General features: G+C 37.4%; 21 protein-coding genes. 17 read left to right on the forward strand and 4 right to left on the reverse strand.

From position 1 onward, the window contains the following. Nucleotides 1–339: 339 nt before the first annotated feature. The 4 genes from K0R93_RS03425 to K0R93_RS03440 form a co-directional block, all read right to left on the reverse strand. Complete coding sequence (locus K0R93_RS03425) at nt 340–852, reverse strand: DUF2569 family protein (RefSeq protein WP_300297589.1); 513 nt, start codon at nt 850–852, stop codon at nt 340–342. A gap of 194 nt (nt 853–1,046) precedes the next feature. Further along, entirely contained in the window at nt 1,047–1,646 is a 600-nt protein-coding gene (locus K0R93_RS03430; RefSeq protein ID WP_300297592.1) for a hypothetical protein, read from the reverse strand. Between the two features lie 38 nt (nt 1,647–1,684). Next, nucleotides 1,685–2,191, reverse strand: a complete 507-nt coding sequence (locus K0R93_RS03435) for a BglII/BstYI family type II restriction endonuclease (RefSeq protein WP_300297595.1) — start codon at nt 2,189–2,191, stop codon at nt 1,685–1,687. A 96-nt stretch (nt 2,192–2,287) separates the two neighbouring features. Next, nucleotides 2,288–2,668 carry a helix-turn-helix domain-containing protein gene (locus tag K0R93_RS03440; protein ID WP_300297598.1) on the reverse strand — a complete coding sequence of 127 codons (381 nt, stop codon included), beginning with the start codon at nt 2,666–2,668 and terminating at the stop codon, nt 2,288–2,290. 141 nt (nt 2,669–2,809) lie between these two features. On the opposite strand from K0R93_RS03440, the gene K0R93_RS03445 reads away from it, so the two are divergent. From K0R93_RS03445 to K0R93_RS03525, 17 genes are all read left to right on the forward strand, one after another. Further along, on the forward strand, nt 2,810–3,046 hold the full coding sequence (locus K0R93_RS03445; RefSeq protein ID WP_300297601.1) for a helix-turn-helix transcriptional regulator: 237 nt from the start codon (nt 2,810–2,812) through the stop codon (nt 3,044–3,046). 12 nt (nt 3,047–3,058) lie between these two features. After that, nucleotides 3,059–3,211, forward strand: a complete 153-nt coding sequence (locus tag K0R93_RS03450; protein ID WP_300297604.1) for a hypothetical protein — start codon at nt 3,059–3,061, stop codon at nt 3,209–3,211. 218 nt (nt 3,212–3,429) lie between these two features. Further along, the gene (locus tag K0R93_RS03455; protein WP_300297606.1) at nt 3,430–3,951 is read left to right on the forward strand and encodes a helix-turn-helix domain-containing protein; all 522 of its coding nucleotides are present in this window, start codon (nt 3,430–3,432) and stop codon (nt 3,949–3,951) included. 304 nt (nt 3,952–4,255) lie between these two features. Continuing rightward, nucleotides 4,256–4,477, forward strand: a complete 222-nt coding sequence (locus K0R93_RS03460) for a hypothetical protein (protein WP_300297609.1) — start codon at nt 4,256–4,258, stop codon at nt 4,475–4,477. Nucleotides 4,478–4,666: 189 nt separating this feature from the next. Continuing rightward, on the forward strand, nt 4,667–5,296 hold the full coding sequence (locus K0R93_RS03465) for a putative metallopeptidase (RefSeq protein ID WP_300297612.1): 630 nt from the start codon (nt 4,667–4,669) through the stop codon (nt 5,294–5,296). 93 nt (nt 5,297–5,389) lie between these two features. Next, nucleotides 5,390–5,689 (forward strand): hypothetical protein, encoded by a 300-nt coding sequence (locus K0R93_RS03470; protein WP_300297614.1) that lies wholly within the window; start codon nt 5,390–5,392, stop codon nt 5,687–5,689. Then, nucleotides 5,653–6,003 carry a hypothetical protein gene (locus K0R93_RS03475; protein ID WP_300297617.1) on the forward strand — a complete coding sequence of 117 codons (351 nt, stop codon included), beginning with the start codon at nt 5,653–5,655 and terminating at the stop codon, nt 6,001–6,003. Before K0R93_RS03470 ends, K0R93_RS03475 begins: the two co-directional genes overlap by 37 nt. An 8-nt stretch (nt 6,004–6,011) precedes the next feature. Then, nucleotides 6,012–6,185 (forward strand): hypothetical protein, encoded by a 174-nt coding sequence (locus tag K0R93_RS03480; protein ID WP_300297620.1) that lies wholly within the window; start codon nt 6,012–6,014, stop codon nt 6,183–6,185. Between the two features lie 159 nt (nt 6,186–6,344). Then, nucleotides 6,345–6,479, forward strand: coding sequence for a hypothetical protein (locus K0R93_RS03485; RefSeq protein ID WP_300297623.1), 135 nt, complete (start codon nt 6,345–6,347; stop codon nt 6,477–6,479). Nucleotides 6,480–6,696: 217 nt separating this feature from the next. Next, nucleotides 6,697–7,647: a hypothetical protein gene (locus K0R93_RS03490; protein ID WP_300297627.1), complete on the forward strand. Its 951-nt coding sequence runs from the start codon at nt 6,697–6,699 to the stop codon at nt 7,645–7,647. 29 nt (nt 7,648–7,676) lie between these two features. Continuing rightward, nucleotides 7,677–7,877 carry a hypothetical protein gene (locus K0R93_RS03495; RefSeq protein ID WP_300297630.1) on the forward strand — a complete coding sequence of 67 codons (201 nt, stop codon included), beginning with the start codon at nt 7,677–7,679 and terminating at the stop codon, nt 7,875–7,877. A gap of 13 nt (nt 7,878–7,890) precedes the next feature. Beyond that, on the forward strand, nt 7,891–8,520 hold the full coding sequence (locus K0R93_RS03500) for a hypothetical protein (RefSeq protein ID WP_300297633.1): 630 nt from the start codon (nt 7,891–7,893) through the stop codon (nt 8,518–8,520). Between the two features lie 12 nt (nt 8,521–8,532). After that, nucleotides 8,533–8,670 (forward strand): hypothetical protein, encoded by a 138-nt coding sequence (locus K0R93_RS03505; RefSeq protein WP_300297636.1) that lies wholly within the window; start codon nt 8,533–8,535, stop codon nt 8,668–8,670. Between the two features lie 60 nt (nt 8,671–8,730). Further along, entirely contained in the window at nt 8,731–9,132 is a 402-nt protein-coding gene (locus K0R93_RS03510) for a hypothetical protein (protein WP_300297638.1), read from the forward strand. 14 nt (nt 9,133–9,146) lie between these two features. Continuing rightward, nucleotides 9,147–9,305 (forward strand): hypothetical protein, encoded by a 159-nt coding sequence (locus K0R93_RS03515; protein WP_300297641.1) that lies wholly within the window; start codon nt 9,147–9,149, stop codon nt 9,303–9,305. Between the two features lie 107 nt (nt 9,306–9,412). Then, nucleotides 9,413–11,056, forward strand: a complete 1,644-nt coding sequence (locus K0R93_RS03520) for a DNA cytosine methyltransferase (protein ID WP_300297643.1) — start codon at nt 9,413–9,415, stop codon at nt 11,054–11,056. 18 nt (nt 11,057–11,074) lie between these two features. Continuing rightward, complete coding sequence (locus K0R93_RS03525) at nt 11,075–12,064, forward strand: radical SAM protein (protein WP_300297646.1); 990 nt, start codon at nt 11,075–11,077, stop codon at nt 12,062–12,064. Nucleotides 12,065–12,095 lie beyond the last annotated feature (31 nt).

Here is a 12,095-nt window from a genome sequence, read left to right on the forward strand (position 1 = left end):
ACAATCCTTTCATTCTAATTAATACTTTCAGTAGATAAATAGGTGAATACAAACATCTAGGGTATATTAGGGAAACACATAACCTACAAATTTTAGTATGAATTTGTAAAAAGACTGTTTGTTAGGCTAGTGCTAATAATTCATTTAAAATTATATATGCAAAAGGTACTAAAATCTTGAGAAATATGTCGAAAAATAAAAAAAGACCAATTCTGGTCTTTAATCCTTTTTCTTCAATGTCCCATCTGGATTATATTTCTTCTTCAATAACCCAATATACTCTTCAACCTTAGCAATATTTTCATCTAATAGGTATAAGACTACGCCGGATATAAAAAATCAAAAATTATAGGTATCTTTGACTCTTTTCGAATTAATAAGATACGCATACCATACCCCGGAATATGCAAGTGATTGTAAGACATTCTTTGTTCCAACTTTAGTTAAAACTTCTTTACTAGCTTCGGGGGACAATTTGTATGCTATTGCTACTCCATAAATTACATCAGCAAGAACCCCAGAATTAATTAATAAAAAGTTATCTAAGCAAGTAATTAAAATCTTTAATATTAGAAAAATTTTTACGATCTTCAATGAATTTGATTTTAATCTGAACAGCAATATCCCAGCATAAATGCCTAGAATAGCAATTAGAGTGGTTAAAACAATAGCAAGTATCCCATAAGTTGTAAACTTTGGATATTGCTCACCTAGCAAATTGATCCTATTTAGAATCCAAGAAATTTTCATAAATGAACTTATAGGGTAGATAATTATAAGAGTTGCGATAAACAATAGTAGCCATCCGCCAACCTTCTTTTTATTTTTATTTATTGTTGAAGTGTCATTCATAGATCATTCCTCCTGATGTCAAATAAAATCCTTTAAAGTATTTTCTACATGAACTTCACACCTATGATAGATAAATTATTACTGGTTATTTTATATATAAAATACCTGGTTCATCGATATTGTTATTTAGATCTAAATATACATATCCCTTTTTATGAACGCATTTTCATGTACATTTGATAGAAAAGCAAAATTTATAGATTTGAGCAATCAGAAGCAAATACTAAGAATTTTTTTCCAAGATCATTTTTTGAATAAATCAAATTAGTGAGAGGGCTGTCCTGTAAGCCACTAAAAGTAAAAGCATTAAAGAAGTTTTCATCGATAAGGTTATGTGATGCCAATCGCTTTAAAGATTGTTTCACAAAACCAGAATTGATATTTTTAGTCTCAAAATATTCAATAAGTGGAGATTCAAAGCTCTCTAAATCAAATGTAGTACTATAGATTTTATGAAGAACAGTTAAGTCAAAAACAGTTAGATCGGATAGAGTCCGTAAAAAATTATCTTTATACTCAAATTCAAGAAAATCTGTAGCTAAATGAATTACGACATTTTTCCATGATTCAAGTTTTTCAATATTAGCTTCCCTTGAAACTTCATCAACGATTTTGAAAAAATATCTTTGAAGTTCAGGACGTTCGCCAATGGTGGTTAGATTTTGATTACTCTTATTTAGCTTATCAAAAAAAATTTCAACATTCGATTTTTTAAATATTGAATATCCTGAAAGAACAATATTGAATACATCTAGGCCTAAACCAGTTAAGGTTGAAAGAAAATCTAAGTTCAAAGTTATTCCTCCTAAATGAAATTTGTTTTTGAAAGTGTTTAAATATCTATACCAATCACATAAATAGGTATCTGAATAGCACTTTTAAAATGAGGAAGATATCTGACTACTCGCTCATAAGATAAAGAGCCTGTCCAGTTTTGTTCATGACGCTTTTTCATATGAGACTGAAAGCTCTTCGTAGTAACAATATAAATACCAACATCGATCTTATCAAGTCCAGAATATGAAGCAACCTGAAATTTTAATAGATCTATACCAATGAAAGAAGGATGACCAAATGCTACCTCAATTCCAATACGATCTTTTAAGAAGTCCATCTTTGCTGAAGGATCACCCGGTTCATCAAATACTGGAGGTTGACTTTCCCAACCTTTACTTACAAATTTCTCTTCTAATAGAGCATTAAATCCAGGTCTAGAAAGCTCACTAATGTTTATAGATGTAGATGTTAAGATATCTTCCACTTCTTGTTTCAATGATAATTTACTATTCAATACTTGTTCAGCAAAGCGATATGAATATTTGTTTAACCTTAATGTCATAATCCCCCACCCCTAATAATTACATGAAATACTATTATTAGAAAAATTTTCTATTATTGAGTAAAAATAATATAGCAGCTAGCTGCTATATCTTAGTTAATCTTTCTTCTTCAAAGTTCCATCTGGATTATACTTCTGCTTCAGCAATTCAATATATTCTTCAACTTTTGAGATATCCTCTTCTGATAGCCCGCCAACATCTAAGTTATGGTAGGCCTTGGTAGCGAAGCCATACTTTTTTTCTACAGACTCTTTCTCAAAATTTTGATCTCTATAGTTAGTTCTTCCGAGGAGGTAGTCGGTCGACGTGCCCAAAGCAGCGGCAATTTTTACGATGATGTCAGCTTTAGGTTCTCTCAAATCACTTTCATATCTTGAGAGAGTTGCCTCAGTAGTTCCAGCTTTATCAGCCAACTCTTTCTGTGTCATATTTAATTCCTTACGAAGCTTTAATATTCTATTACCGATACTTTCCATTTGGACACCTCCTTACCAATATTATAAGTCATAGGTAGAAAAAGAAAATAAAACTTACCAAAAATACAAAAATATTATTGCTTATTACCAAATGGTATGCTAATATAAAATTACCAAATGGTAATAAGCGAGGTGAGAAAAATGAATCCTAATAAGCTAAAGGGCATGAGAATTGAAAAGGGATATACACAGGAGGAATTAGCAGCAAAGATGGGTATATCCTTAAAAACCTACAACCGAAAAGAACTAGGCATGATTGAATTTAGTCGAAAAGAGATATCAAACTTAGCTGAAGAATTAAACTTATCAATAGATAAAGTGAATGAAATTTTTTTTGACAACAAACTTACCAAACGTATAAGTGAACAAATAGCATAGGAGGTGAAGATGATGCCAAGATTACCTGACCCAAAGCTGGTTCTTGTGAAAGTAGAACCGGATGAGGACAACGAGCAACGAATGAGAGATTTTAAATCAATTCTAAGAAAGGCCGTACGCTTAAGACATACGGCAGAAATGAAAAAAGAGAAAGAGATTGGGTAGGAGGTGCCCTATGTGGCTAAGACACCCAGGAAGATAAGACTGTATATATTCATAGGTAAGGTTAGGGATCTGAAAAGGGATTTAGAAAAGACGATCAAGGTAAGTTGATTTCTAATCTAAGTATAGCAATAAAGGCTGATATAACTCTATAGATGGGTAATACAGTTAGTTTTAAATATCAAGACATCCATAACAAATAAAAGGAGGTGAGAGAAAAAATGTGTTTCGTAGAACTTATAAGGACCACCCGGATCCAGAATGGTTTATCTCAAGTAGAAATAGCAAGTCAAGTTGGGGTAACCCAGGCAGCATGGTCTAAGTATGAGAGTAAAGAAAGAAGAATACCTGATGATATAGCACAGAAGGTAGCAGAGATATTCCATAGCCCTAGACTGATAAATGAATACTTGTATGAAAAAAGGGCAGAGTTTTTCAACGTACCAATTCTGGACAATGTAGATGATAACGTAATTGTTGTACTAGATACAGTAATCGAAGAAGCTGCAGAGCTCATAAAGCATTCACAACAGCTCAAAAGGTTATTAAAGAATAAGAAGTCAGGTGATCAGATTCCTAAACATGATTGGGAAGAAATCATGAAGGCAGAAGAACAGATAGCAGATTTAATACCAGCAATAAAGCTGAACTTTGTGGTCATGGTTGAGAAGTTTGGAATGGATATCAAATCCTTGGAAGATAGGTTAAACAGAAAACTGAAAATGAAAGGTTACAAACGATAGGAGGTTTACAATGAGTAGATTATGTAACGAATGCAGAAACCTATGGCCTGAAACCTTCGGCTGTAATATATGCCCGGTATGTCAGACTAACCCAAGCAACAATCACATTGTAAGTCCGATAGCTCATGAGAGAGATGGTATAAATAATTATCTAAGAAGTAAAAGGGAAGCACATAAGGAGTCAAAAAAGAAAGATGACTACCACATGCAGCTGTCACTGCTCGGATAGTCGCCGTTCAAAAAATAATTTTGTGTAAGTTCAGTATATCAGATGAAAAATGGTAAATCAAGGAGGTCATTCACAATGAAAGATTGTGTAATTACATATATGAATAATTCAATTCAAGAAAATAACAAGGGTATAGCAGCCTGTGATTATTGTAATGGAGGAATATTACCAGGAGAGAAGATAAAATTGTGCGGTGATGGGGCTATTGTTCATATGGACTGTGTAATTGATTATGCAGTGGAGCAACTGACACCCATAATGATGAAAATCGAAGAAGCAATTGGTAAGCCAGCATAGTAGGAGAATTTAATGTTAGGCTAATGCAAACGTAGAGAGATGTAGCCGCCACAAAAATGGCAGTTCTGAGGATATAGCTTAAAAATAGCACTTATAACAGGAAATTTGCTGATATAGGCATAGCATATTAAAGCAAGGAAGGGTTAAATTCAAATGCCCTTCCTGTGAGTTATAAAGGGAGGAAGAGATATGAAGAAGCGACTAGTAATTTATGATGAAACTGGCGATGAGCCCATTGAAGACATTGTTTTTAGCGGAGGATATAACATCACCTATACAAATCTATCAGATGATGGAGCGTTGAGAAAGATACGAAAGTTGGATAACGGAAGATTTGGAGATAAGCATTGGATCAAAAATTATCTATACAGACCAATTGCTGAAAGATTGGTGGAGAAGTTTCCAGAGCTTAAACATGTTAAGCCCAATCTAATATTGTTTCTGGAAGATGTTGATTTCGCTCCAGGATCAGCAAAAAATCTTTGGATAGCCCAAATGAAGTTAGCGAATAAGCAGCTATCTGCTATGACTGGATATCAATACATCTTAGAAACGAGATCTTATTACATTGATAGTATGCAGCGAGAACAGTTAATTGCGCTTCTATACCATGAGTTAAGGCATATTGACAAAGATGGTGATATCGTAAAACACGATGTGGAGGATTGGAGTAATATGGTGGCCACTCTTGGGATTGATTGGGCAACAACCCAGGCGACGATCCAAGACTTATTATCAGATGACTTTAATCAGTGGCATGAGCTGGAGCCGATGGCAAAGCAATTGAATATGTTTAGTGGGTTAAGAGTTGTTAGATAGACATAATTAGAGTGAAGCTCGAAGGGTGTAATTGGAGATAAGGTCTCTATCAAAGGTGAGAAAGAGAACTTTTAAATATATACAGCAAGCTTATTGGATTTAAAGGGAGCAAATCATCAGGTTAGTGTTAAAGCTGATGTTATGGTTGAACATTATATTTTAGTAGGTGAACAGGATCTGGAAAATGGATTGGGAACTGATTTGACCCCGACAAGCTGCAGGAGATATATAAAGCAAGAAAACGCTCTAAATGAAACATTTATTACCGAGGAAATAGTGAAGTTTCAACATTTTAAAACAAATTTGGCACTTCCAAAGGTAAAAATGGAAAGAAATATGAAAGGCAGGCGGGTAAATTGGAGAATCCTTTCACTAGAGCAGACTATGAACTGATGGATAGCAGCGTATATCTTGAAAAGTATAAAATACAAGAATCAATAGATAAGTGCATTCAGTCTCTCGACGGATACATGGTAACGATTCTTTATTATAACAATGCCATAGAAGTAGACTGGTGTGAAGAAGCTCATAACGTTTACAGAAAGAATAAAGAAAATTATCTTTCTAACGCACACAAATGGTATGCAAAGCATATGGAACAACTGATTTTGTATAAAGAGCAGCTGCAAGCAGCCAATGATGTGCTTAAAAGAATTAGTGATGCTTCTTATAGTTTGAGGCTGGAGGAAAAAGAATTTAACTTTTAGAGGTGAAAATGATGGATAAACACATTGTTGGAATGTTACAAGTTGCCCTGGCAAAATGCAAAACTAATGTGCAAGAGGTTGTCATGGAAAGTGATGATCCTAGTTTGGTGATCGGGCTAGAACTTGGCTCTGTTATGGTTATTGAAGAAATTGAAAACATTATAAAAACGTATATGGAATAGCGCGGGAGTAGGAAACTTAAAGAGATAGATGCCCTCGTGGGGTCGGAGTTCTAAATATGATAAGCATTGTTATGATCTACGAGATTTAATTTATGTAACGTTATATAGAAACCTTTAAAGATGGTTTGAATTGTTTTTCTTAATCTAGGAGGTGGAGGGATGAGTATTCAGTTGGCTATGTGGTTGTATCAAAATCATAGAATTATTTCGATCGTCGAGAAAGGAACATTTATAGATTTTAACAAAGAAAAAGACCTCTCAACAGTTGCAGCTGTTAAGGGATCAGTGTGCTAAAAAATATGTAACTATGGCTATTTTAGCACAGCCATTACAGGATTTCAATGGAGGATTGTATGAAAAAGTCAATGATTTCTTACATAGAGCGGGGGCATACTCCGCTCAAATATAAAAAACGTTATAGAAAGTTAAAAGGAGTACTTTTCTTATTTTTAGGATTGACAGTACTTCTAAGTATTATACATATGTTTTTCTAGGATGGGGGTGAGTATGATTGAGCAGCAAGCATTTATTGAACAAGAAACCGATCGTGGTTGATACCGATTTAGCCACATGCTTTAGCGTGAATGAGGCTATCGTGATCCAGCAGGTTCACTACTGGTTGGAGATCAACAAAGAGACGGGCAAGAACTACATAAATGATCGGTATTGGACGTACAACTCAATTGAAAATTGGCAATCACAGAACTTTCCTTTCTGGAGTATAGATACGGTAAAGAGGGTTTTCAGTAAACTAGAAAACAAAGGCATATTGTTAACAGATGTTCTCAATGAAATGAAAAGAGATCGAACCAAGTGGTATTCCCTCGACTATGAAAAGCTTGATGAGTTGATGGAAGCATACGCTGACCAAAAGGTGAAATCGCACAATGCATTGGTGCAATCTGCCCCAATGCCATTAGGGCAAAATGCACCAATGGATCAGGGCAATTTGCCCCAACCATTACCAGAGATTAACACAGAGATTACAAGAGAGATAAAAGATATACGTCCGACTTCCAAGAAGTCCGACGAATCTCAAGTAGATAAAAAACATCCGCCAACTATTGTTGCCCTAACGGAGCTGCTGATCAAGAAGATCACTGACAATAATCCCCGGGCCAGTGTGCCTGAGAAGGGGACGAGCAACTATAACAAGTGGGTTTCTGAGATGGAGAAGCTTCATAGGATTGGTCCTATAGGTGGAGATAGCAGCAAGGGATATAGAATCGAGGAAATAAAGGGGTTGATCCTGTGGTGTCAGGAGGACTCCTTTTGGAAGAACAATATCCTGTCGGCAGGGAAGCTCCGAGAGAAGATCGTGATGATGGAGAACCAGATGAAAAAGCAGCAGACCGATAGGGGTGTGCAGAAAAACAGGGCACCCAATCGGTTCCATAACTTTGAACCAACGACCTTTGAGTATACCAATGATGAGCTTGAAAATATGTTAAGGCATAAGTAAAAGAACCAATGGGGAAGGAGTGGGAAAGGATGACGGATCAAGTAAGGCAATATTGTGCCCAAAGCATTGTTAGATACCTAAATGGTGATTTTGCAGAGTTCGATAGACTGGCAGCCATGGCGGAGGTTCACAATGAGCTGGAGGAAATGAAGAATCATTTGCACTTTCGGATCGGAGAAGTTATTCCACAGAAAACCATTGAAGTCATGTATATGAGGGCTGTGGCATAAAGGAGGAACGGTTATGAGTTTTGCATGTTGTGGCTCCTATCGGCAGTGCAGCAGAGAAGGGATGTGTGTCAGTACCCATGACCACAGGGACGAGTGTGATTACCAAAGGAAACTGGCGAAGGGGTTGAATTTCTTTAAGGGGAAGGACCTTTATCTGGAGATCAAGGGAAGAATGTTTCACATCGGAAAGAGAAGTGACTATCACAGGGATACCCGTCCTTTAAATCAGCAGGAGCGTGAGGATTTGAAAGGGCAGTTCAAGGATGGCAGCATCCTATGGCATGAGGGAATGCTCCTTGAAAAATGCGTGGATGAAAAATTCAGCGATACGGATCGGGCCGTGTGCAGGGTGTTTCTTTCTATCGGGCAGGAAAAGTACAACATCCATAACTACAACGGCAGGGCAGTGACGGAGAAAACCGCTTTTACGATCAGGGATTTTCTAAGGAAATATGGGATAGGTGCAGCAGTAGAGTATGTGGGCACCAAGGTTTCTAAAGCGGTAGTTCCACAGGAGAAGACTGAACCAAAGATACCCGAAACTAGAAAGAAAATCGAAGTTCGCATCGTCCCCAAGGCAGTGCCAATGGTTGGCAAGCAGATTTCCTTTGATGAGTTTCTAGGTGGAATGATGGTGAGTTAGGAGGTATGTGGTTTGAAGAAAGATTGGGATTTTATCAGGCACATGCAAAAGTGTAGCAAGCTTCAGAAAAAAGGTGATAAGTATTACTGCAGCTTTACCAAAGAGAAATGCAGCAAAGAAGGGTGCCACTTTTATTGTGGGAGCAAATAGGGAGGCAAGCTGTACTTAGAGATTTTGAGAATTCGAATCAATTATGGAGGTTAATAAATAGTGGAAGGATTGAAGAACAATATAAAATCTTTTCAACAGTTTCTTTTAAATGAGTATCATCATGAAAAATGGACTACTCAAGACGAAGGAGACTTGATTTGCGGGTTTATTCTAGCTTTGATTGACCATGTTGAAAAATTGGAAGAGAGAATGAAGACCTTAGAAAAAAAGATACTGATTAAAGCCGTGAAAGGGTTTTATGTAATGAATTGTGATAAGTCTTCTGTAGTGGCAATGGTGGAGGCTGATGCAATTTATGAAGTTTACCTAGATAACGAGTCCGAAGAGTACTTTTCAAAAGATAAAAATGGGAGAGAATTCTATGTTGGAGAATTGGACTTCAATGGAAAGTTAATATTAGAGGATGGCTTTGTGGAATTAACAAAGAAAATAGATAGCTAAGTGAGGTGATATGAATGGATTATAAACAAATTTTAGAAGAACAGATAGAAAGACTGCAGGAGGCACAGCAAAAATGTTTAACAAAAGGAGCGATTGATCTTGTCGCGCCAATTTCAAAGCAGATATTCGAAATCACCATGGCCTTATCAAATAGAAAACTACTTGGTAGTTAATTAAAAAAGTTGATTTAAAAGCAGCATCACATAAGAAAGAGAAGGGATTTTTACTATAATTACGGCTTCGAATAATAAATATTCATTGACGTAAAGGGGTGGACAAATTGAGAGAGATCATCGTAGATAACTTTGCTGGAGGTGGTGGAGCATCTACAGGAATAGAACTGGCAACAGGTAGGAGTGTAGACATAGCTATCAATCATGATCCTGCTGCTATCGCAATGCATAAGGCGAATCATCCCACAACTGAGCATTATTGTGAATCAGTTTGGGAAGTTGATCCCAGGGAAGCAGTTAGGAGTAGGCCAGTAGCATTGGCTTGGTTTTCTCCAGACTGCAAGCACTTTAGCAAAGCAAAGGGTGGCAAGCCTGTAGATAAAAATATCCGGGGACTGGCTTGGGTAGCTGTGAAGTGGGCCAAGCAGGTAAAACCTCGTGTGATCATGTTAGAGAATGTTGAGGAATTTAAATCATGGGGACCACTAAAAGAAGATGACCAAGGAAATCTATACCCAGACCCTGAGAGAAAGGGAGAAACCTTTGAACTATTTATCAAGGCATTAGAAAAGCAAGGATATAGAGTAGATTTCAGGGAATTAAGAGCCTGTGATTATGGCGCGCCAACAATTAGAAAGAGATTCTTCATGATAGCACGGCGTGATGGTAAGCCGATTGTCTGGCCGGAGCCAACCCATGGAGATCCTGAAAGACTTGAGGTAAGATGCGGATTATTGAAACCATGGAGAACAGCTGCTGAGATTATCGATTGGTCCATTCCTTGCCCTTCAATATTTGAGAGGAAAAAGCCGTTAGCAGAAAATACGTTGAGACGGATCGCTCGAGGGATTCAAAAATTTGTGATTGATAATCCAAATCCATTTATTTTGAGATATAAGTTTGAGAACGAGCCTGAAAGTGCATTCAAACCATTGAGCACAATTACATCGGTAAATGGTCACTATGTTGTTACACCTTACATTGCACGCATAGGCCAGACTGGTTTTGGAGGGGATAGGATTTCTTATTCATTAGAGAATGTATTGACTACCATTACGACTAAGGCTGAACATTGTCTAGTCACACCATTTCTAACAAGCTACCACTCTGAAACTACCGAAGATGAAGTACGGGGACTAAGCGTAAATTCACCAATACATACATTGGATACATCGAATAGATTCGGGCTTGTAGCAACATTTATTTCAAAGTACTATGACGGATGCAGCAGATCAGTTGCTTCGGGATTACATGAAGCATTACACACGATTACAGCTAGGCCAGTACATTCGCTCGTTACAAGTCACTTGATACAAATGAATAAGAATTGTGATGGGCAAAAGGCAACGGAGCCCTTAAGGACGATTGTCGCAAGTCCAGGTCATTTTGGAGAAGTAAGAACATTCCTCATGACATACTACGGCAATGGTGATGATGCTGGGCAGCGTGTTGATGGACCATTAAGGACTATAACATCCAGAGATAGATTTGGGATAGTAACCATCCATGGACAGGATTATCAAATCGTAGATATCGGGATGAGGATGCTTGAGCCCCATGAACTATTTAGAGCCCAAGGGTTTCCGGAAGATTACATCATAGATAGGGACCACAAAGGAAATAAGTATCCAAAGACAGCTCAGGTGGCTAGATGTGGCAATGCGGTACCACCGCCTTTTGCAGAACACCTAGTAAGGGCAAATCTTCCAGAATTATGTGATGTTGTGGAGGATGAGAGACAAATCGGTTAAATGAAAGAAGGTGAAGGCTTGAAAGTAGGATTAATAGACTTTGACGGGAAGATACCTAATCTGGCACTGATGAAGCTAAGCACCTACTATAAACAGCATGGGGCAGAGATATTCTTAAATAACGTACCAAAAGATGCAGATAAAGTTTTCTGCTCTGTGTTGTTCACCTGGAGCAAAAGAAAAGCTGAACAGCTGCAGCAGGTATATCCAAATATTGAATATGGCGGTACAGGATGGGATATACATAAGCGACTTCCTGCTGAAGTTGAAAATTGTAATCCTGATTATGAGCTTTACATGATCGAAGATATTCTCCCAAGGATCAATGGTGGGATCGCAAGCAAGGAAAGTAAGGTAAAGAAGGCCCAGACAATCATAGATGCAGGTATCGGATTTACATCAAGAGGTTGCGTAAGAAAATGCGGATTCTGTTTTGTACCACCCAAGGAAGGAGAATTCCGACAGGTTGCTACCATAGAGGATTTGATCAATCCAGAGAGTAATGTTGTGATTCTCTTGGACAATAACATCACTGCTGACCCACTGGCGGTTGATAAGCTCCATGAGATACGGGACAGGGGACTTGTAGTTGATATCTCCCAAGGTATAGATGTTAGACTCATAACCCCAGAGATTGCCCAAGCATTGTCAGAGGTTAAGCATCTAAGATCAATACATTATGCATGGGATCTAATGGGGTTTGAAAAACAAATCATCGAAGGGATCAATATTCTCTCTGAAAGAGCAAAGAAATGGCGTCACATGTGCTTTATGCTCATCGGATACAATACAACATTCGAAGAAGACATGTATCGATATAGAAAGCTTACAGAACTAGGTATCAAGCCATATGTCATGCCATATAACAAGCAATATCCATCTAAGAAACACCACTGTTTTGCAGGATGGATAAACGGAAGGTACCATACGGTGTGTGAGTTTGAAGAGTATGAACCCTGGGTGAAAGCTCAAAGAGAATGCAGTGAGCAGATAAGCATGGTGATATGACGCTAAAATAAGATTGAATGAAAGTGAGGGA

Source organism: Anaerosolibacter sp., assembly GCF_029240175.1.
Lineage (GTDB): Bacteria > Bacillota > Clostridia > Peptostreptococcales > Thermotaleaceae > Anaerosolibacter.

Coding starts and splice junctions, on each gene's coding strand:
- K0R93_RS03460 (WP_300297609.1), top strand. CDS start 4,256: ATGAAAGATTGTGTAATTACATATATGAATAATTCAATTCAAGAAAAT.
- K0R93_RS03515 (WP_300297641.1), top strand. CDS start 9,147: ATGGATTATAAACAAATTTTAGAAGAACAGATAGAAAGACTGCAGGAG.
- K0R93_RS03495 (WP_300297630.1), top strand. CDS start 7,677: ATGACGGATCAAGTAAGGCAATATTGTGCCCAAAGCATTGTTAGATAC.
- K0R93_RS03440 (WP_300297598.1), bottom strand. CDS start 2,668: ATGGAAAGTATCGGTAATAGAATATTAAAGCTTCGTAAGGAATTAAAT.
- K0R93_RS03465 (WP_300297612.1), top strand. CDS start 4,667: ATGAAGAAGCGACTAGTAATTTATGATGAAACTGGCGATGAGCCCATT.
- K0R93_RS03485 (WP_300297623.1), top strand. CDS start 6,345: ATGAGTATTCAGTTGGCTATGTGGTTGTATCAAAATCATAGAATTATT.
- K0R93_RS03455 (WP_300297606.1), top strand. CDS start 3,430: ATGTGTTTCGTAGAACTTATAAGGACCACCCGGATCCAGAATGGTTTA.
- K0R93_RS03425 (WP_300297589.1), bottom strand. CDS start 852: ATGAATGACACTTCAACAATAAATAAAAATAAAAAGAAGGTTGGCGGA.
- K0R93_RS03450 (WP_300297604.1), top strand. CDS start 3,059: ATGCCAAGATTACCTGACCCAAAGCTGGTTCTTGTGAAAGTAGAACCG.
- K0R93_RS03445 (WP_300297601.1), top strand. CDS start 2,810: ATGAATCCTAATAAGCTAAAGGGCATGAGAATTGAAAAGGGATATACA.
- K0R93_RS03480 (WP_300297620.1), top strand. CDS start 6,012: ATGATGGATAAACACATTGTTGGAATGTTACAAGTTGCCCTGGCAAAA.
- K0R93_RS03435 (WP_300297595.1), bottom strand. CDS start 2,191: ATGACATTAAGGTTAAACAAATATTCATATCGCTTTGCTGAACAAGTA.
- K0R93_RS03500 (WP_300297633.1), top strand. CDS start 7,891: ATGAGTTTTGCATGTTGTGGCTCCTATCGGCAGTGCAGCAGAGAAGGG.